Here is a 19182-nt window from a genome sequence, read left to right as displayed (position 1 = left end):
CGCACACCAGGAATTCGCGGGCTCGGTCAGAGCGCGCGGTGCCCCAAGGACGCCGAGATGGTCTGGGCGCTGCGGCCGACGACCTTGACCAGCCCGCGCATGCGGGCCGCGGGCATGTACGGGCGGGTCGCCGACACGCTGATCGCGCCGACCAGAGCTCCCGCCGCGTCGCGGATCGGCGCCGCGACGCAGCGGATGCCCGGTTCGTTGTCCTCGGTGTCCATCGCCACCTGCGACTCGACGTACTCGCGCATCCTGGCGGTGAACGCCTTGATGTCGTCGGCCCGTGCCAGGCCGGGCTCCACCGCGGTCTCGGCCTGGTACAGCGGCTCCCACTCCTGCGGCGAGTCCAGCAGCAGGGCCATCCCGACTCCGGTGCGGGTGAGCGGCATCCGATGCCCGATACGCGAACGCATCTCCGCCCCGCGCGAGCCGGGCAGCTTGTCGAGGTAGAGCACCGACGCACCGTCGCGGACGGCGAGGTGGACGGTGTCCTGCAACTGTTCGGAGAGCTCTTCGAGCACGGGCCGGGCCACCACCGGCAGCGGATTGCCGTGCAACGCCAGGAATCCGAGCTCGATCAGCGTCGGGCCGAGCGCGTAGCCGTCGCGTCCCGTCCGCAGGTATCCCTCTTGGATCAGCAGCTGCACGAGCCGGTGCGCGGTGCTGCGCCCGAGGCCGGTCCGCTGGACGAGGGAGCGCAGGTCGGTCGCGCCGTCGGCGACGGCCCGGACCACCGCGAGCCCCCTGGCCAGGGTCTGAGTGCCGGGAGGAGCGGCCGAGTCCTCGGTAGCCATGGAGCGATCCTACATATAGGGATCGTGTTCGCATTATCGGGAAACTTCTCGCACAGTGCCGCCCATGACCGACGTCGGCGCTCCGAGCCTGATCGCACTCGATTGGGGAACCACCGCGCAACGCGCCTGGCTGCTCGACGGCGAGGGCACGATCCTCGCCACCCGCAGGCCCGAGCTGGGCCTGCTCCCGACCACCGCGGGCATCAACGTCCGCGACGCTCGTGCCAGGGCTCAGGCGTACGAGGCCGCTTTCTGGTCGGCTTGCGGGGATTGGGTCCTCGCGCACCCGCAGCTGCCGGTGCTCGCCTGCGGCATGGTCGGCAGCGCGCAGGGCTGGGCCGAAGCGGGGTACCGCACCGTCCCGGCCGAGCTCCGCTTCGGCGCCGACGCGCTCCTGCGGGTCGAGCATCGCCGGGGCGCCGCCCACCTCGTTCCGGGCCTGCGGATGCCGTCCCAGGACGGCCGCCCCGGAGACGTCATCCGCGGCGAGGAGACTCAGATCGTCGGCGCGCTCGAGGTCTTGGGCGACCCGGCCGAGCCCGTCACGCTGATCCTGCCCGGTACGCACGGCAAGTGGGTGCGGGTGGACAACGGCGAGGTCGTCTCGTTCGCCACGGCGATGTCCGGTGAGCTGTTCGGCCTGCTCACCACCGGCGGAATCCTCGCCCGCACGACCACCGAACCGCGACGTGACGACGAGGCGTTCGCGCGCGGCCTCGCCGCCGGAACCGGACCGTCACGCGGCCTGTCCACCGAACTGTTCGGCGCCCGGCCGCTCGTGCTCGATGGACTGCTCGATCCGGCATCGGTGCCCGACTACGTCTCCGGGGTGCTCATCGCAGACGAGGTCGGCCACGCGGCGTCGACCGTGGGCCGGGGCCGGGTGGTGCTGTGCGGCACCGAGGACCTGTGCCGCCGGTACGCCACGGCGCTGGCCGCGCACGACATCGTCCCGACCGTGCTGACCGAGGACGTGGCGGCACGCGGGCTCTGGCGCATCGCGCTCTCGACGGGACTTCGAGGCGCTTCCGGCAACCACGTCCCCGATTGATCGACCCCCAGCTACAGGAGGTAGCAATGGCAGGCACCGGACTGGTCGCCATCCTGCGCGGCATCACACCGGACGACGTGGTGGCCGTCGGCGAAGTCCTCGCCGAGGCCGGTCTCGACGCCATCGAGGTGCCGTTGAACTCCCCCTCGCCGTTCACCTCCGTCGAGCGGCTGGCCACGGCGGTCGGTGAGCGCTGCGCGGTCGGCGCCGGCACCGTCGTCGACGTCGCGGACGTGCCGCGCGCACGGGACGCGGGCGCGCGGATCGTCGTGGCGCCCAACGCCGATCCCGCCGTGATCGCGGCGTCGATCGACGCGGGCATGCGGCCGTATCCCGGGGTGGCGACACCCACCGAGGCGTTCGCCGCCATCGCCGCAGGGGCGCGGCATCTCAAACTGTTCCCCGCCGACGCGGTGGGCGTCGCGGGCATGAAGGCGTGGCGGGCGGTCCTGCCGTCCGAGGTCGAACTGCTGCCGGTCGGCGGCGTCGACGACACCGACCTCGCCGAGTGGAAGGCGGCCGGAGCGGGCGGAGCGGGACTCGGCTCCACGCTCTACCGGCCGGGCGACCGCCCCGAACAGGTTCGCGCCCGAGCAACCTCGCTGCGCCGTGCCTGGACCGGCGCGACGAGGTGAGGATGCCGCTGAAGTACCCGCAATTCCGAACGGATTCCTGAGAAGAAAGCGCCATGAAGATCACGTCAATGACGACATACCAGGTACCGCCGCGCTGGCTGTTCCTGAAGATCGAGACCGACGAGGGTGTGGTCGGGTGGGGCGAGCCGGTCCTGGAGGGCCGCGCCGATGCGGTGGCCGCCACGGTCGACGAGCTCTCCGACTACCTCATCGGCCAGGACCCGTCCCGGATCGAGGACCTGTGGACGGTGCTCTACCGCGGCGGTTTCTACCGCGGCGGCGGCATCCACATGAGCGCGCTCGCCGGCATCGACCAGGCGCTGTGGGACATCCGGGGCAAGACGCTCGGAGTTCCGGTGCACGACCTGCTCGGCGGCCGGGTGCGGGAGCGGATCAAGGTGTACTCGTGGATCGGCGGCGACCGGCCCGCCGAAACCGCGCAGGCCGCGAGCGCCGTCGTCGACCGCGGCTTCACCGCCGTCAAGATGAACGGCACCGAAGAGCTCCAGTACCTCGACAGCTGGGCCAAGGTCGACCAGTGCGTGGCCAACGTCGCCGCGGTGCGCGAGGCCGTCGGACCCGACATCGGCATCGGCGTGGACTTCCACGGCCGCGTGCACCGGCCGATGGCCAAGGTGCTGCTGCGCGAACTGGAGCCCTACCGGCTGATGTTCGTCGAGGAACCGGTGCTGTCCGAGCACTTGGACGGATTCGCCGGCGTGCTGCGGAATTCACCGATCCCGATCGCGCTGGGCGAGCGGCTGTACTCGCGGTGGGATTTCAAGTCGGTGCTGGCTTCCGGCGCGGTCGACATCGTGCAGCCCGACCCGTCGCACTGCGGTGGGATCACCGAGTCGCGCAAGATCGCGCACATGGCGGAGGCCTACGACGTGGCGCTGGCGCTGCACTGCCCGCTCGGGCCGATCGCGCTGGCCGCCTGCCTGCAGATCGACGCGGGCTGCCACAACGCCACGATCCAGGAACAGAGCCTGGGCATTCACTACAACACCTCCAACGACCTGCTCGACTACCTCGTCGATCCCACGGTGTTCACCTACGAATCCGGACAGGTCGCGATCCCGTCCGGCCCGGGCCTGGGCATCGAGATCAACGAGCCCTACGTGGCCGAGCGCGCCGCCGAAGGGCACCGCTGGCGCAACCCGGTGTGGCGCCACGCCGACGGCTCCGTGGCGGAGTGGTGAGCGACATGGCCGACACCACCACGACGGCGACCGCACGGTCCGCCTCCCGCGTCCGCGTGCTCATCGCGGTGCTGCTGTTCGGCACCGTCGTGATCAACTACCTGGACCGTTCGAACCTGTCGATCGCGATGCCCGCCATCGCCGAGGAGATGGACCTGTCCACGTCCCAGCAGGGCCTGCTGCTGTCGGCGTTCGGCTGGACCTACGCGGCGATGCAGCTGCCCGGCGGCTGGCTGGTCGACCGGATCCGCCCGCGCGTGCTCTATCCGCTGTGCTTAGGACTGTGGTCGCTGGCCACGCTGTTCATGGGCATGGTCGGCGGCTTCGTCGCGCTGATCGTGCTGCGGCTCGCGGTCGGCGCGTTCGAGGCACCCGCCTACCCGATCAACAGCCGGGTCGCCACGGTGTGGTTCCCGGAGCGGGAACGAGCCACCGCCATCGGCTTCTACACCTCCGGGCAGTTCATCGGTCTCGCCATGCTGACCCCCGTGTTGTCCTGGTTGCAGGCCGCGGTGTCCTGGCACTGGGTCTTCATCCTCACCGGCCTCGTCGGGATCATCTGGGGCGCGATCTGGTACCTCGCCTACCGGGAACCGCGCGAGTCGCGGGCCAACGCCGCCGAAGTCGAGCTGATCAGCTCCGGCGGCGGCCTGGTCGACCTGGTCGACGAGCAGCCGAAACGCGCCAAGATCACTCGCGGTGACCTGGCCACGGTGCTCGGGCGGCGGAAGCTGTGGGGCATCTACCTCGGCCAGTTCTGCCTGACGTCAACGCTGTGGTTCTTCCTCACCTGGTTCCCGACCTACCTGGTGGAATACCGCGGCATGGACTACATCGAGTCCGGGTTCCTGGCCGCGTTGCCGTTCGCAGCCGCCCTGGTCGGGGTGCTCGTCTCGGGCCTGGTCTCGGATTTCCTGCTGCGCCGCGGCACCTCGCTCGGGATCGCCCGCAAAGCGCCGATCGTCATCGGGCTGGTGCTGAGCACGTTGATCGTCGGCGCGAGCTTCACCGCCTCGACGACGTTGGTGATCGTGTTCCTGTCGGTGGCGTTCTTCGGCAACGGGCTCGCTTCGATCACCTGGTCGCTGGTGTCCGCACTCGCACCGGAACGGCTGCTCGGGCTCACCGGCGGCATGTTCAACTTCATCGGCAACCTGTCGTCGATCGCGACGCCGATCGTGATCGGCGTCCTGGTCACCAAGGACAGCTTCACCCCGGCCTTCACCTACATGACCGCGGTGACGCTGCTCGGAATCCTGTCCTACGTCGTGCTGGTCGGCCGCGTCGAACGCGTCGCCGAACGCTGACGCACGCCCCCTGTTGAGCCCGGCGGCGGCCGGCGGCCTCGATCCGGCCGCCGGCCGCTCACGTGATCAGGTCATGAGCGACACGCGGCCATGGAACCGGAAACTCACAAACGTCGCCGTACGTCGGCCCGCGGCTTCACCGCGATACCGAGACTCTCAACGTCGTGCGACTCAAGTCCGTGCAGAATGTTTTCGGATCAGTGTGTTGTCGGCGGCGGAACCGCCTGAACAGCAGCCACCAGAGCAAACCGACAACCGGGGGGTTCTCTGCGGCTTCCGCTCGAGGACGGCGATTTCGCCGCGCATCGGCATATGCCAGAATCGCGGCCGCACCGGACGGAGCAGCGAGCAAGCCGCTGAGATTCCGCTGCTCGCCAGGCAAATCATCCCGAAGGCCTACTTCGGAACATCGCCTGCGGCTTGTGCTCCCTGCGATGCTTGGCACAACTCAGGCCACGGCCCGCTGGGGCTGGGCGGGTTCCCGCGGACGCTACCGTCATCGCCCTTGTCGACCAGGCCGACGCTTCGCAGCTTGCGGAACAAGGCAGGGGGAACATGCCTTCTTGGAACGTCACTCACGAACCTTCCAGCGCGTCACGGCACGGACGCGGGCAAGCGCCAGCGGAGTCCTGCGAACCTACGCGGTCGACTCGGGTCGTGCGAACAACGGACCGGCCCACTCTCCCGATCACAAGCGGACATCGGCGCAGCGAGTCGCGCAATGGACGATCACCCGCACGTTTTCAGAGCCGCGCAACCGCCGTTCAGGGCAGACCGTCGCATCCCATCGTGGTAAGCCGGAACGTCGAATTCACCCGGTTCAGGGCACCTCAAGGCGAAATCGCGACATTCCTGCGCGCAGCGGGCCGAATTGTTCATTCTGGTTCTGCGCGTCGCGTCGATTCGGTACCGTGATCCGCACTGGGCGCGCGGCCGAAAGGAAGCAACAAGTTGTCCGAGGTCATGGAAGTCCGGCTGCCCACGGGGGAAGTCGTGTGGGCACGGGTCGCCGTCGATGACGACGGCCCCGTCGACGTCGGCTTCGCGGACAAGATCGGTGCGCTCGAACTGGAAGGGCTGACCGAAACCGTGCGCGGCGTGGCCGGAACCATCCGCCAAGGTCTGCGCCACGCGCAGCCCGATGACGTGACGGTCGAGTTCGGCATCGAGATCTCCGGGAAGAGCGGCAAACTCGTGAGCGTGCTCGCCGAAGCCGGCGCCAAGGCCACGCTGAAGATCACCCTGTCCTGGAAGGGCGCGGTCACCCGCGCGGAACCGGGCACGTCATGACCAGCGCCGCCGAACTGCAAGAGCAGCTGCAGAAATGCGTGGTCCGCCTGTCCGGTCCCGGAATGCGCGGCGGCACCGGATTTTTCATCGCGCCCCGCTACGTCTTGACTTGCGCGCACGTGGTGGACGGCCAGGCCGGTAGCCCAGTGACGATCAGTTGGAACGGCGAAGAGCACCAGGGCTCGGTGCGCTGGTCCGGACCGCGGGCCGACCGCGACCAGCGGGTGTGGCCGCACCCCGACCTGGCGATCGTGACGGCGCCCATCGACGGGCCGTGCGTATGGCTCGACGAGCTCTTTCCGGGCTACGACGCGGATTTGCTCGCCGTGGGCCACGCCAAGCTCTACGGCCCGAGCGCGGAACGCCGCCCCGCCAAGCTCACCTCACCCGGGCGGATCGAGCTGGGAACCGAGCAACTGCTGCGGATCAGCGGCGACGAACTTCCCGACGGCATGTCCGGTGCTCCGGTGATCGACCTGACGACGGGGGCCGTGTGCGGCGTGGTGAAAACCGCCCGCACACGCGACATGCCGCACGGCGGAGTCGCGGTGCCCGTCCAGGCACTGCGCGATCTCCCGACCGACCTCTGGCGGAAACTGTGGCGGGAGCACGACCGCTACCACGCGGCACGCGGCCCGTGGCCCGGGTCGCTGGACGTGCTGGCCGAGCGGCGGCCGCGCGAGCTGGATCCCGCGGCGATCGTCCATCCCGACCGGCTCCAGCCGCTGCTCAAACCCACTGAGATCACCGAACTCCGCGGGCTGCTGGCGGAACTGCCGCCGCCGGAGGACCTCAACGCCAGATACCGGCTCGCCTGCGGGCCGAACGCGCCGCGCGTGGAAACGCAGCTGCTCGATTGGCGCGATCTCATCAAGGCTCTGGACGACATCGCCGTGGCCAACCGAGGCCGGTTGCATCCGCTGCTGGTGTTCGCCGAGCAGACCGCGCACCGCTGCACGCGAGCCCAGGTGGCCGACGGTCTCCACAGCTGGGCGCAGCGCATCGCCGTACGACTCGGCCAGCGGCCCGAACTCGCCCGATACACACCCCCGGAACTCGGCTCACCGGCCGCGGAGTCGACGGCGGTCATCGCCATGCTCGAACCGAGCGCGCTCGGCCAGGAGCGCTACCTGTGCACGGTTTGGCTCTACCGGGGCGACGAGGACTTCGAGGTCTTCGCCGCCGACGAAGCCCCCCGGCCGCTGCAGGAAGCGTGGGCGGAGTTGAAGAGCCGGTTACCGGGCGCGTTGAACCGGCTGGACGGGGGCGCGGAGGTGATGGTCGAGTTCGTGCTGCCGCAGCGGTTGCTCAACGAAGGCGTCGACGACTGGCAGATCTGGCCCAATCGGAAGTTCGCCCGACTGGGCAGACGCCACCCCGTGATCGTGCGCGCGTTAAGCACGGACGAGGACCCGTACAGCCTGCGCCGCGGCGAGGACCGCTGGAAGTGGCTGGCGGAGCAGGACTCCGTTCCCTGGCACTGGATCCACTGCGAGGACGCCAGGGATCAGGAAGCCCTCTACTCCTGGTTCGAGGAGTCCTCCAACCACGCCGCGCTCGGGCTGACGATGCCGCCCGAGACGGCGTCGGCCCGAGACGCCCTGGAGGTCGGTTTGTACGCGGGTCTCCGCGTCGCGGTGTGGCGGCGCCCCCGGTGCGAGGATCACGCAGGCTCCGGCGGCGCGATGCAGCCCTGCGCGGGGAAACGGTTCCGCGATGACCTGAGCGAACGGCTGGCCGCCAGGCGGGTTTCGCAACTCCCGCATGCGGTGAAGGACCTGCGCAATGCCGCCGCCCAGCAGAACGGAACCGAGCACTGCGGCCGGGACGTCGTCCTCCTGTGGGACGCCGGACGGAGACCGGAATCGCAACCGCTGATCCCGCTGGGTTGACCCTCGCCGCTTTTTGGATGGGAGTACGAACGTGGAGAACTGGTGGATCTACCGGGGTGCGGCTGATCCGCACGCGGGTGTCCTCCGCCTGCCGGACCCCCCGCCGTGGCGGGCGTTCAACGGCGGCCCGCCGGTCGTCCCGCACCACGACCAGGATCCCGGTGCGCCACGCCGACTCGGTGACCACCGGCGGGCGGTGACTTATCGGCCCCGCGAGCACGAGCTGGAGCTGATCAACGCGGCGCTGTACCTGCGGCGGCCGCTGCTGGTCACCGGCAAGCCCGGCACCGGGAAGACGACGCTGGCCTACGCCGTCGCGCACGAACTGGCGCTCGGCCCCGTGCTCCGGTGGCCCATCACCAGCCGATCGACCATTCAGCAAGGTCTGTACGACTACGACGCGATCGGGCGGTTGCGGGAAGCCGGTCTCAAGGGGCGGGAAGCAGGCGCCGACGACCCCGACATCGGCAGGTATCTCACCCTGGGGCCGCTGGGCACCGCGCTCCTGCCGTACGAGCGGCCGCGTGTGCTGCTCATCGACGAGATCGACAAGAGCGACATCGACCTGCCGAACGACCTGCTCGACATCTTCGAGGAAGGCGAATACCGGATTCCCGAGCTGCGCCGGATATCAAGCGAGCACCCGGACGTCGCAGTGCAGACGGCCGACGGCGGGGAGGCGACCGTGCACCGCGGCCACGTCGGCTGCCGAGCCTTCCCGTTCATCGTGCTCACCAGCAACGGCGAACGCGAGTTCCCACCGGCTTTCCTGCGCCGCTGCCTGCGATTGGAGCTTCGGGAACCGGATTCCGAACAGCTCGGCAGAATCGTAGAAGCGCACCTGGGAACGGCGGCACAAGCGGCCGGTGAGGACCTCATCGACCGTTTCGCCGAACGCCGCAACAGCGGCTCGCTGGCCACTGACCAGTTGCTCAACGCCCTCTACTTGACTTCGGCGGCGGCTGTCGACGGGAACTCGAGCCGCGAGCAGCTCGCAGATCTGATCATGCGACACCTCGAAAGCGACGCGGACGAGACATGAACCTGTCCCGGTTGGTCGGCGCGCTGACCGATGCCGGCGTCAGCGCCGAGCCTCGGGAAGTGGCCGAGGCGCTGTGGCTCGCCCAGCACCTGACGCCGGGCACCGGCACCGGCACCGGGAGCACCGATGCCGAACGTTCTGCACCGAGCGCCGATGGCGCCGAGGACGGCGTCGAGGCCGCCGCAACGGCGGCGTCCGAGCAGCCGAGTCCGGTTCCGGCCACCGCTTCGGCCGCGGGCCAGGCCGGCGCCCCGCCGAACACTCACCGGCTGCGCTTGCCGCAGCCAGGCGGCTCAGCAGGCTCGGCCGACGGCCAGTCGATCATGCTGCCCGCGGCGGACGCACTTCCGGGAAAACTCCCGCTCGGGCGGGCGTTGCGGTTGCTGAAGCGGCGGGTACCCGACCCCCGCCACCTCGTCGTTGCCGAGGAACTCTCCGCGAACCGCATCGCCGAGTCCGGTGTGTGGTCACCGGAGCTGCGTCCCGTCACCGGCCGCTGGCTGGACGTGGCGCTCGTCGTTGATGCCGAACCCTCGATGCGCCCCTGGCAGCCGCTGGTCGGCGAACTGCGGTCAGTGCTGCAGAACCTGGGCGCGTTCCGCGATGTGCGGACCTGGTCGCTGCACTCCACGTCGACCGGCAAGCTGGGCTTGAGCTGCGGGACTACGGGCTCTCAGCGGTTGCGGGCGCCGGCGGAGCTGACAGATCCGACTCAGCGCCGCCTCATCCTGGTCATCAGCGACTGCGTCGGCACGCCGTGGCGCGACGGCACCGCGGGTGACCTGCTGTACCACTGGGCTCAGACGATGCCCGTGGCGATCCTGCAGCCACTTCCCCAGCGCATGTGGCAACGCACCGGGCTTCAACCCGTACACGGGCGATTGCGGTCCGCCCAAGCCGGTACGAGCAACGCGCACCTGCGGTTCACGCCGCACGACCGGCGCCGCAAAGTGCCGCCCGGCACTGCACCAGTGCCGATCCTGCAGATCGAACCGGACTGGCTGCGTCCTTGGACGCGGCTGGTCGGATCGGAAACCGGCGGCGCGATGAACAGTGCGGTGACGTTCGCCGCCGCCCGCACCGGATCCGTTCCGATCGAAACGACGCGGCCCCCACCGGCCCACCCGGTCGACCGCGTCCGGTACTTCCGACGCGGCGCCACTCCGGACGCGTTCCGGCTCGCCGGTTACTTGACCGCGGTCCCGCTCAACCTTCCGATCATGCGGCTGGTGCAGCGGATCATGCTGCCCGCCTCCCGCCCGAGTCACTTGGCGGAGGTACTGCTCAGCGGCATGCTCCGCATCGCACCGGACGGGCCGGAGACCCGTTACGAGTTCGTTGACGGCGTGCACGCGGAACTCGCCGGTCATCTCGCCCGCAGCGAAGCGCGGAACCTGCGCATCGCACTGTCCGGGTACTTCGCCGACCGGCTCGGGCTGAGCCACCGCGAGTTCCGGGCCGCGCTGTCAGGACCGGCCGAAGCTCCGGCCAACGGATCAATCGGCGCAGGCCCGGCGTTCGGCTCTCTCCCTGCGGCGCTGCTGGCCCGCTTGGGCGGCCCGTTCCGGGATCTCACCGAACTGTTCACAGTGGACGGTGGCCGTCCGTCGCCGGACACCTCCGAACCCGGCCCGGATCAGGTCTCCGACCTGGTGGCCGCGGCGGACGCGCTGTCCGCCCGAGCCTGGGCCGAACGGCGCGAACCGGAGGACCGGGCGGACGCGGCGTCCCCCGATCCCGGCAGCCTTCCGACAGGCGGTGACCAGTCGGCCGCCGTGGCCGAAGCGATCCTCCTCTACCGCCGGGCACTCGTCATCGGCGGGAAGCAGCCGCGCCAACTCGCCGGACTGGTTCGGACGCTGCGCCTCCGGTACGCGCTGACCGGCGCGCGGGCCGATCTGGACGAGGCGCTCGCCATCGGCGAGGAGGCGCTGGACATCGCCGCCGAACAGCGGGACGTCTCCGGCGAGACGAACCTGTGCGACGACCTCGGACGGTTGCGGCTGGCCCGGTTCCACCGCAGCGCCGGCATGAACGACCTCAACAGGGCCGTCCGGTTGCTGTCCCGAGCCGTCGAGCTCACGGCACCCGACGACCAGGAAAGATCAAATCGTTACACAGCGTTAGCGCGTGCCCACCGACTGCGGTTCGATCGAACCGGTACGCTGAGTGACCTTGACGAGGCGGTGAGCATGTACCAGCAGGCAGTGGCCTTCGCGAAGCCCTCCGCGGGACCGCGTCCCCTCGCCGATCTCGCTACGAACCTGCGGACACGCTTCGAACACATCGGCTCGCCCGGCGACCTTTCCGCGGCCCTCGACGCGCAGCGAGAAGCGGTCGCCGCGGCGACCGACGCCCCCGAACGGTGGGGATTCCGGCTCGGGCTGGCCGACCTGCTGCGGACCCGGTTCGAATCCCGCGGCTCGCTGCACGATCTCCATGAAGCAGTGGACCTCTACCGGCAGGCCGTCTCGATCGCGGCCTCCGGCGAACAGCGACTGCACTCGTCGAAAGCGCTATCGAGCGCGTTGGCGACTCGATTCCTGCACGTCGGCGACACCACGGACCTTGACGAAGCGGTCGAGCTGCACGCCGGCGTCGCCGAAGCGACCCGCGTCGGCGAACCCGTCCACGCCGACAGCCTGCTCGCCGTTTCCCGGCTGCTGCTGACCCGCTTCGCCCACAGCCGCAACTCCGCCGACGTGCACCGAGCGGTGCGCGCCGGAAGGCGTGCCCTCGAATCGATCCCGCCCCGCCACCCCGATCACGCCACCTACCTTGAACAGCTGGGAACCGCCGTGCGTGCCCGGTTCGACAGCGAAGGCGACCCGCTCGACCTGCTCGAAGCGATCGAGGCGTACCGGGGTGCCGCTGATTTCGCGCCCGCCGACGAGCCGGGCCAACGCGTCCGATGCCTCATCGAACTGGCCGCCGCGTTGCGGACCCGGGCGGAAATCGGCACCGGCCAGCTCGACCTCGGCGACGCGATCACGGCGATTCGCGAAGCGATCGAGATCTCCCGGCCCGGCGACCGCGACCTCCTGCGGTGCCGGCTGCTGCTGACCGAGTTCCGCCTGCTCAACGGTCTGCCCGTCGAGGACGCGATCTACGAGACCCGGACCGTCATCGACGAGCACGCCGAACTGCTCGGCCACCAACACCCCAGCTCGCTCGCGGCGCGGGTCGACCTCGGCAGGGCACTGCTGCGGGCCGGGCACGCCGTCCAGTCCGAAAGCACCCTGGCGGAGGCGTTCGACATGCTGCGGCGGGTCCTCGGCCCGCACGAGCCCGCGACGCTCAACGCGAGTTTCCAACACGCCCGCGCACTCATGCGGCTGGGCCGGTCCGCCGAAGCCCGCCGCGAACTCGAAGAAGTACTGCGGGGCCAGACCGAAGTGCTCGGCCCGGAACACCCCGACACGATCAAGAGCCGCACGAAGTTGGCGAGATGGACGTGAGCGGCGCACCCGACAAGGACACCGCGGCCGTTCCCGACGCTCCCGGCACGGCCGAAATCGAAGCGGCCCTGCTGCCCACCGCCGCACCCGGATCCGTGGAAGCGGAATCGGCGCCCCGCCCCCGCCCGCACACCAGCGCCGGAACCTCCCGGGAGAACCGGGCCGGGCGGCTGCTGCGAACCGTGTGGAACCGCTCGTACCTCGTCAAATGGGTTCCGGCGAGCATCGTGATCGGCGCGGTGGCGGGGCTCGGCTCGATCGCGCTGTACAGCCTGCTCGAACTCGTCACCACGGGCGCTCTCGGCCACCTCGCCGGATACCACCCCACATCGATCGCCGCGGACGGACCGCTGACGGCGGGCAGCGACATCGATCGGCCGTGGGTCGTGCCATTGCTGGTCGCCGGTGGTGCACTGGCCAGTGCGCTGCTGATCCGATGGCTGGCGCCGGAAGCGGGCGGGCACGGCACCGACGCGGCGATCGGCGCGCTGCACCACGATCCGCTGGGAATGCGCGGCCGGGTGACCGTGGTGAAGATGGCGGCCTCGGCCCTCACCCTCGGCTCCGGCGGCTCCGGCGGGACCGAAGGCCCGGCGGCGCAGATCTCCGCGGCGTTCGGCTCCGTGCTGTCACGGCTGTTCCGGTTCAACCCGGCCGAGGCGAAGATCGCGGTCGCCGCCGGACTCGCCGCCGGAGTCGGGGCCATCTTCCGGGCGCCGTTCGGCGGCGCGCTGCTCGGTGTCGAAATGCTGTACCGGCGCGACATGGCCGCGGAAATGCTCGTGCCTTCGCTGATCGCGTCGGTCGTGGCCTACGTGGAATTCGGTGCCGTGCATGGTTACGGCGCGATGTTCGGCGACCAGTCGACGGACCCGATCGGCCTGGCCCAGCTGCCGCTGTTCCTGCTGCTCGGGATCATCGCGGGCGCGGTGGCACGCTGCTACTGCTGGGCGCTGCACCGCACCACCGCGTTCTTCAAGCGACGACGGAAAATGCCGTCGCTGCTCAAGCCGGTGATCGGCGGTATCGCCGTGGGCGCGCTCGGCCTGGCCCTGCCCGACGTGCTCGGCACCAGTTACGGCCTCGTGCAGTCCGGGCTCAACGAGCAGTGGGTGCTCGGATCATCCCTCTGGGTGCTGCTGTTGCTGCCGGTGGCGAAGATCGCCGGAACGTCGCTGACCGTCGGATCCGGCGGTTCCGCGGGGGTGTTCGGCCCGGGGATCGTGGTCGGCGCGGCGGTGGGAATGGTGTTCTGGCGGCTGGCCGACATGGCCGGGATCCCGTTGTCCGGACCGGTTCCGTTCGTCATCGTCGGCATGGCCGCGTGCCTCGGCTCCGCCATCCACGCACCCGTCGCTCTGACGGTGATGGTCACCGAACTCGCGGGCACGTCCGACACCCTGTTCCCCGGCATGATCGCCATCGCCGCGGCCACCCTGGTCATGGGAAGCACAACCCTCTATCCGAGCCAACCCCGCGACCGTGCGGACTTGTCCACCGGTCGACCGGCGACCACCCTCGCCGACTCGTGATTTCCTTTTCAAACCAGCGAAATTCTCCCACGTCCCGAATGCGGGGCCGGTACCATGCGGGTATGGACGGCGACGTGCCAGAGCCGGAGTCTGGTCTCATCGACCTCACCGAAGTCCCGCTGGACCGGCTCCGGTCGCTCGACGATTCGGTGTTGTCCTATGCCATTCGCCGCAAGCTGCGCGAGTTGGACGACGCCCCGGAAGTGCTCGCGGCATTCGACAATTCGATTTCGTCCAGTTTTTTCCCCGGAACCAATTGAGCCGAAGCCGGTGACCTCGCACATGGACTCCGCCATCGCGCCGACCACCGTTGAATGGCCGGCCTCCCTCGACGTCGGCGACCTCCGGGCGAACGGCTGGGAGCCCGTGCCGTTCCGGCAGTTCGTCCTCAAGGCGCACAGCCGTTGCAATTTGGCCTGCGACTACTGCTTCGTCTACGAGATGGCCGACCAGAACTGGCGCCGCCGCCCCGCGGTGATGCCCGCGGAAACCGTGCGGCGGACCGCCTCCCGCATTGCCGAACACGCCGAGAAGCACCGCTTGCGGCAGGTCGAAGTGGTGCTGCACGGAGGTGAACCGCTGCTCGCGGGAGTGCGGCGGCTGGAGTCGGCCGTGACGGAGATCCGGCGCGCGGTCGGTCCGGGAACCGAAGTCGCCGCGAGCGTGCAGACCAACGGTTCCCGGCTGAGCCGCGATTCGCTGGACACCTTCGCCCGACTCGGAATCCGGGTGGGCGTGAGCCTCGACGGCGGGCGCAGCGCCACGGATCGCCACCGGCGGTACCGCGACGGCCGCAGCAGCCACCCCGACGTGCAACGCGGGCTGAAGCTGCTGGCACAGCCCCCGTATCAGGACTTGTTCTCCGGATTGCTGTGCGCGATCGACCTGGCCAACGACCCCGTCGCCACCTACGAGGCGCTGCTGCAGTACGCACCACCGGTAGTCGACTTCCTGCTGCCCCACGGCAATTGGACGACCCGGCCGCCGGGCCGACCGGCCGACCCGACGATCACCCCTTACGCCGATTGGCTGATCGCCGTGTTCGACCACTGGTATTCCGCGCCCGCTCGGCAGACCGGAATCCGGCTGTTCGACGAGATCCTGAACCTCCTGCTGGGCGGCGCCAGCGGTGTGGAGTCGGTCGGACTGTCTCCGGCCGCCCTCGTGGTGGTGGAGACCGACGGCGACATCGAGCAGGTCGACTCGTTGAAGTCCGCCCATGCCGGCGCGTCGGAGACGACGCTCAACGTGGCCGCGAACTCCTTCGACGACGCACTGCTGCACCCGTCGATCGCCGCCAGGCAGCTCGGCCGGGCCGCGTTGAGCGACACCTGCCAGCGGTGCGCGGTGCGCGACGTGTGCGGGGGCGGCCTCTACCCGCACCGCTACCAGGCAGGAAGCGGCTTCCGGAACCGGACGGTGTACTGCGCCGACATGTTCCGGTTGATCGGCCACATTCGGGAACGAGTGAGCGCCGACCTGCGGGGGCTCGCCCGGCGGCAGGCGTGCGGATGAGCGCCCGGCACCGGGTGTCCGCCGAAGCGCTGGACAGTCTCGGCGCCGGGGGCGGGAACGAGGCGGCGCTCACCGTGCTGCGGGCCAGCCAGTTCAGCGAACATCTGCTGCTGATCCGGATGGTCATGGACGCCGTGCCCGCCGCGGATCGCGAAAGCATCGGGCTGGACGAGGCGTATCAACTCCTCGAACGCGCTCAGGCACGCGACCCGCACCGCACCGCGCGACTGGTCCTGCACCCGCAGGTCGGAACCTGGGCGACGCACTGCCTCCGCACGTTGCGCAAGGGGACGGTGCCGCACGCGGACCTCGGCTACTTCAACGCGTTGGCAGCAATGGTCGCCGCCGGGGCGGGCTTGGAGTTCCGCATCCCGGTGCCGGTTCGTGAAGGCGTAGTCGCACTGCCCGCGCTCGGGAGCGCGCGGCTGGGGCCGGAAGTGGCCACTGCGACGGTGCGAGCGGATGGGGACGGCCTCGCGATCGTCGCGCACGCGGTCACCGTCACCGTCCCCGCCGACCCCGGACACGCCGCGCCAGGGTGGCACGGCGTTCACCGGCTGCGGGCGGAGGCGGGCTTCGACGTGCTGCTCGACGACCTCGACCCGTTCCGGACCTACCAAGGACTTCCGCTGTTGCGCAGGTTGTCCGGGCAGGACGCCGAACGGTGGCGGCGAACGTTCGGCGACGCCTGGCGGTTGCTCCGCCGTCACCACACCGAGCAGGCCGAGGCGATGGCCCGCACGTTGCGCTCCCTGGTCCCGATCGACGGGCACGGCAGGCAGCGCAGTGCGACGTGTTCGGAGTCGTTCGGGCGATCGCCATGTCGCTGCCCCGGATGCCCCGACCTGCGCGGCCGCTCTGGTGCACGAGTTCCAGCACACGAAGCTGGGGGCGTTGCTCGACCTGCTGGCGCTGTGCGATTCCGCGTCCGGCACGGCCTTCTACGCACCGTGGCGGGAAGATCCGCGACCGCCCACCGCTCTGCTGCACGGCATCTACGCCCACCTGGGCGTGGCGATGTTCTGGCGGAGGCATCGCCACGTGGCCGACGCCGCCGGTCGGCCACGTGCGGAGTTCGAGTTCGCCTTCTGGCGGGAGCAGACCGGCTTCGCACTCCGGCTGCTGCGCGGCAGCGGGGCGCTCACCGAGCACGGCGAGCGCTTCGCCGCGGCCATTGCCGCCACCCTGTCGGACATGGCCGCGGATGCCGTGCCGCGCGAAGCGGCCCTCGCCGCTGCCGACGCGGCCATCGCACACCGGGTCCGCTGGCGCCTGACCCACGTGAGCCCCTTCCCTGCCGAACTGGACCGGAAGATCGAAGCGTGGCACGCGGGCCGCCCATGTCCGCCAGGGTGCGCGACCGATCGAATCGACGGTGTCCGGATGTGGAGCGATCCGCCCGATGCCACGGCCGGGTCTTCCGGCCAGGCCGCGGCCCGGACCGCGCTGGAGGGGCACCGCCGCGAACTGGCCGCGGCCCCGGAGAGCATCGAGGCCTGGATCGGCTTGGCCCTGGCATCACGACGTCTCGACGAACACCGCGCGGCGGCCACCTCCCTGGCCGGGGTGCCGGAAGTCGCCGTCGCGCTTCATCGGCGGATCTCCGGCGAGGATCAGGTGGTCGATCCGATCGATCTGGCAGCATGGCTCACTCCGGCGGTACGCGACGAGGAAACGGCGGGTTTCGTTGCGACGTCGGCCTTTCAACGGGGTGATCCGCAGGCGGCGCAGCGGGCCGGCGACGGTGAACGAACAGGCGCACGACGGTGATCAAGGGGGATCTCCATGACTTCCGACGACGCGGTGCACGGCGAGGCCGGCGCGAGCCCAGGGCGCACCGGTCCCGACACGCACCCGCCTGGACCGGTGCGGATCAGTTACGTCGGAGCTGATCGGTTATGGGCCGAATGGGTGAGTCACCAGCTCAGCCGCGCGGGCCTGAGCACAAGGCTCGACTTGTGGGAGCCCCGTCCCGGCGAGGATCTCGCCGCCACGCTGCGAGCCGATCTGGCGGGCGCGGAACGCACTGTCGTTCTGTTCAGCGACGGCTGTCTGCGAGCCGGGGAACTCCGCGTCGCGGACTGGTCCGCCGCTTTGTCTTCGCTCCGCGACGAGCTCACCCGGCTGATTCCCGTTCTGGTCGGGCCGTGTGACGTTCCCGCATTGCCGGCTCCGCTGGCTCTCGTCGAAATCTCGGACGCCACGGAGGAAACGGCGCGGCGCCTGCTGATCGAGCGGGTCACCGGAGCGGATGCCGGAGAGGCGCGGGCCGGTGAGTTCCGCCAGTCGGTGCGGTTCCCCGGTGAACCTCCCGCGGTGTGGGGGTCCGTTCCGCCGCGGAACATCAACTTCACCGGGCGGGACCACGCGTTGCTGGCACTGCGCGAGCGGATGACGACCTCCGTCGCGGCGGTGGTGCCCAGCGCAGTGCAGGGCATGGGAGGCGTGGGCAAGACCGAGCTGGCGATCGAGTACGCCCACCGGTTCGCCACCGACTACGACATCGTCTGGTACGTCCGGGCGGAGCACCCCACCGTGGCGCGCGAAGACGTGGCCCAGCTGGCCCGGAAGCTCGACCTGCCGATCAGTGACGACCTGGGCGAAACGGTGCAGCTGGCGCTGGACGCACTGCGCCGGGGAGTCCCCCATCGGCGCTGGCTGCTGATCTTCGACAATGCCGGCGACCCGGCCGGGCTGCACCGGCTGCTGCCCGCCGGTCAAGGACATGTGCTGGTGACGTCCCGGAACATCGACTGGCGTGCCACCGCCGAGGTGCTCGAAGTGGATGTCTACCAGCGGGCGGAAAGCGTGCGCTTCATGCGACGCCGCACTCCGCGCCTGTCCGAGGCGGAGGCCGACCGAGTCGCCGAACGACTCGGCGACCTGCCGCTCGCACTCGAAGCGGCCGGTGCGTGGCTGCAGGCCACCGGGATGCCCGTGGACGAGTACCTGCGGCTGGCGGAGACCGACCTGCCGAAGCTCCTGGACCAGGCGCCGGCGATCCTCTACCAGCGCGAGGTCGTCATGGCGTGGGCGATGCCGATGAACCGCCTTCGCGATTCTCGGCCGGCCGCCGCGCAGCTGCTGCGGCTGTGCGCGTTCCTCGGCCCCGACCGAATTCCGATCAGCTTCTTCATCGGTGAGCAGGGCGAATCGCCGGTGCAACTGCCGTCCCCACTGCACGCGCAGTTGCGGGATCCGGTGCTGCGCGGGCAGATCCTGCACGAGATCGGGCAGTACGCGCTGGCCAAGATCGGCCACCGGGATGATGCGCCCGAGACGCAGACGATCAAGATGCACCGGGTGGTGCAGGACGTGCTGCGCAACCTGCTGCCCGATGCGCAGGGCGAAGCGCTGAAGCGCACGGCGCGGCAGCTGCTCGCGGCCGCGGCTCCCGGCGACCCGGATGATCGGGGGCCTGGGACCGGTACGCCGCACTCACCTCGCACCTGGCGCCGTCC

Annotated in this window: 13 protein-coding genes and 1 pseudogene; 13 read left to right on the top strand and 1 reads right to left on the bottom strand. The window is 70.1% G+C overall.

All coding sequences use genetic code 11. The features are described from left to right. Window positions 1–26: 26 nt before the first annotated feature. Window positions 27–797: an IclR family transcriptional regulator gene (locus tag H2Q94_RS12045; RefSeq protein ID WP_243794707.1), complete on the bottom strand. Its 771-nt coding sequence runs from the start codon at window positions 795–797 to the stop codon at window positions 27–29. 64 nt (window positions 798–861) lie between these two features. Between H2Q94_RS12045 and H2Q94_RS12040 the strand changes: the two genes are divergently transcribed. The 13 genes and pseudogenes from H2Q94_RS12040 to fxsT all read left to right on the top strand — a co-directional run. Beyond that, window positions 862–1848 (top strand): 2-dehydro-3-deoxygalactonokinase, encoded by a 987-nt coding sequence (locus tag H2Q94_RS12040; RefSeq protein ID WP_243794706.1) that lies wholly within the window; start codon window positions 862–864, stop codon window positions 1846–1848. 26 nt (window positions 1849–1874) lie between these two features. Then, a complete protein-coding gene (locus H2Q94_RS12035; RefSeq protein WP_243794704.1) occupies window positions 1875–2483 on the top strand; it encodes a 2-dehydro-3-deoxy-6-phosphogalactonate aldolase in 609 nt (202 codons plus the stop codon). A 53-nt stretch (window positions 2484–2536) separates the two neighbouring features. Then, complete coding sequence (dgoD, locus tag H2Q94_RS12030; protein ID WP_243794702.1) at window positions 2537–3685, top strand: galactonate dehydratase; 1149 nt, start codon at window positions 2537–2539, stop codon at window positions 3683–3685. Window positions 3686–3690: 5 nt separating this feature from the next. Beyond that, window positions 3691–4992, top strand: coding sequence for an MFS transporter (locus H2Q94_RS12025; protein ID WP_243794700.1), 1302 nt, complete (start codon window positions 3691–3693; stop codon window positions 4990–4992). 951 nt (window positions 4993–5943) lie between these two features. Next, on the top strand, window positions 5944–6282 hold the full coding sequence (locus tag H2Q94_RS12020) for a CU044_2847 family protein (protein WP_243794699.1): 339 nt from the start codon (window positions 5944–5946) through the stop codon (window positions 6280–6282). Continuing rightward, window positions 6279–8174: a VMAP-C domain-containing protein gene (locus tag H2Q94_RS12015; RefSeq protein ID WP_243794697.1), complete on the top strand. Its 1896-nt coding sequence runs from the start codon at window positions 6279–6281 to the stop codon at window positions 8172–8174. The genes H2Q94_RS12020 and H2Q94_RS12015 overlap by 4 nt, the downstream gene beginning before the upstream one ends. A 31-nt stretch (window positions 8175–8205) precedes the next feature. After that, window positions 8206–9216, top strand: coding sequence for an AAA family ATPase (locus H2Q94_RS12010; RefSeq protein WP_243794695.1), 1011 nt, complete (start codon window positions 8206–8208; stop codon window positions 9214–9216). After that, the gene (locus H2Q94_RS12005) at window positions 9213–12674 is read left to right on the top strand and encodes a tetratricopeptide repeat protein (RefSeq protein ID WP_243794693.1); all 3462 of its coding nucleotides are present in this window, start codon (window positions 9213–9215) and stop codon (window positions 12672–12674) included. Before H2Q94_RS12010 ends, H2Q94_RS12005 begins: the two co-directional genes overlap by 4 nt. Next, on the top strand, window positions 12671–14206 hold the full coding sequence (locus H2Q94_RS12000) for a chloride channel protein (RefSeq protein WP_243794691.1): 1536 nt from the start codon (window positions 12671–12673) through the stop codon (window positions 14204–14206). Before H2Q94_RS12005 ends, H2Q94_RS12000 begins: the two co-directional genes overlap by 4 nt. A gap of 62 nt (window positions 14207–14268) precedes the next feature. After that, entirely contained in the window at window positions 14269–14466 is a 198-nt protein-coding gene (fxsA, locus tag H2Q94_RS11995) for an FxSxx-COOH cyclophane-containing RiPP peptide (RefSeq protein ID WP_243794689.1), read from the top strand. A gap of 10 nt (window positions 14467–14476) precedes the next feature. Beyond that, window positions 14477–15721 carry an FxsB family cyclophane-forming radical SAM/SPASM peptide maturase gene (locus H2Q94_RS11990; protein WP_243794686.1) on the top strand — a complete coding sequence of 415 codons (1245 nt, stop codon included), beginning with the start codon at window positions 14477–14479 and terminating at the stop codon, window positions 15719–15721. 462 nt (window positions 15722–16183) lie between these two features. Beyond that, window positions 16184–17491 carry an aKG-HExxH-type peptide beta-hydroxylase gene (locus H2Q94_RS11985; protein WP_243794685.1) on the top strand — a complete coding sequence of 436 codons (1308 nt, stop codon included), beginning with the start codon at window positions 16184–16186 and terminating at the stop codon, window positions 17489–17491. A 15-nt stretch (window positions 17492–17506) separates the two neighbouring features. Next, window positions 17507–19123 (top strand): annotated as a pseudogene (gene fxsT, locus H2Q94_RS30475) (FxSxx-COOH system tetratricopeptide repeat protein); the annotation flags it as partial. Between the last annotated feature and the right edge of the window lie 59 nt (window positions 19124–19182).

Origin of the sequence: Saccharopolyspora gloriosae (assembly GCF_022828475.1) — a bacterium.
In the GTDB taxonomy this organism is placed as follows: Bacteria; Actinomycetota; Actinomycetes; order Mycobacteriales; family Pseudonocardiaceae; genus Saccharopolyspora_C; species Saccharopolyspora_C gloriosae_A.
Note: the sequence above shows the minus strand (reverse complement) of the source record. Positions and strands in the feature narration are given on the sequence as shown.

Excerpts from the sequence above, each read along its gene's own strand:
- H2Q94_RS12045 (WP_243794707.1), bottom strand. The coding sequence starts at position 797 with ATGGCTACCGAGGACTCGGCCGCTCCTCCCGGCACTCAGACCCTGGCC.
- H2Q94_RS12040 (WP_243794706.1), top strand. The coding sequence starts at position 862 with ATGACCGACGTCGGCGCTCCGAGCCTGATCGCACTCGATTGGGGAACC.
- H2Q94_RS12035 (WP_243794704.1), top strand. The coding sequence starts at position 1,875 with ATGGCAGGCACCGGACTGGTCGCCATCCTGCGCGGCATCACACCGGAC.
- dgoD (WP_243794702.1), top strand. The coding sequence starts at position 2,537 with ATGAAGATCACGTCAATGACGACATACCAGGTACCGCCGCGCTGGCTG.
- H2Q94_RS12025 (WP_243794700.1), top strand. The coding sequence starts at position 3,691 with ATGGCCGACACCACCACGACGGCGACCGCACGGTCCGCCTCCCGCGTC.
- H2Q94_RS12015 (WP_243794697.1), top strand. The coding sequence starts at position 6,279 with ATGACCAGCGCCGCCGAACTGCAAGAGCAGCTGCAGAAATGCGTGGTC.
- H2Q94_RS12005 (WP_243794693.1), top strand. The coding sequence starts at position 9,213 with ATGAACCTGTCCCGGTTGGTCGGCGCGCTGACCGATGCCGGCGTCAGC.
- fxsA (WP_243794689.1), top strand. The coding sequence starts at position 14,269 with ATGGACGGCGACGTGCCAGAGCCGGAGTCTGGTCTCATCGACCTCACC.
- H2Q94_RS11985 (WP_243794685.1), top strand. The coding sequence starts at position 16,184 with ATGGGGACGGCCTCGCGATCGTCGCGCACGCGGTCACCGTCACCGTCC.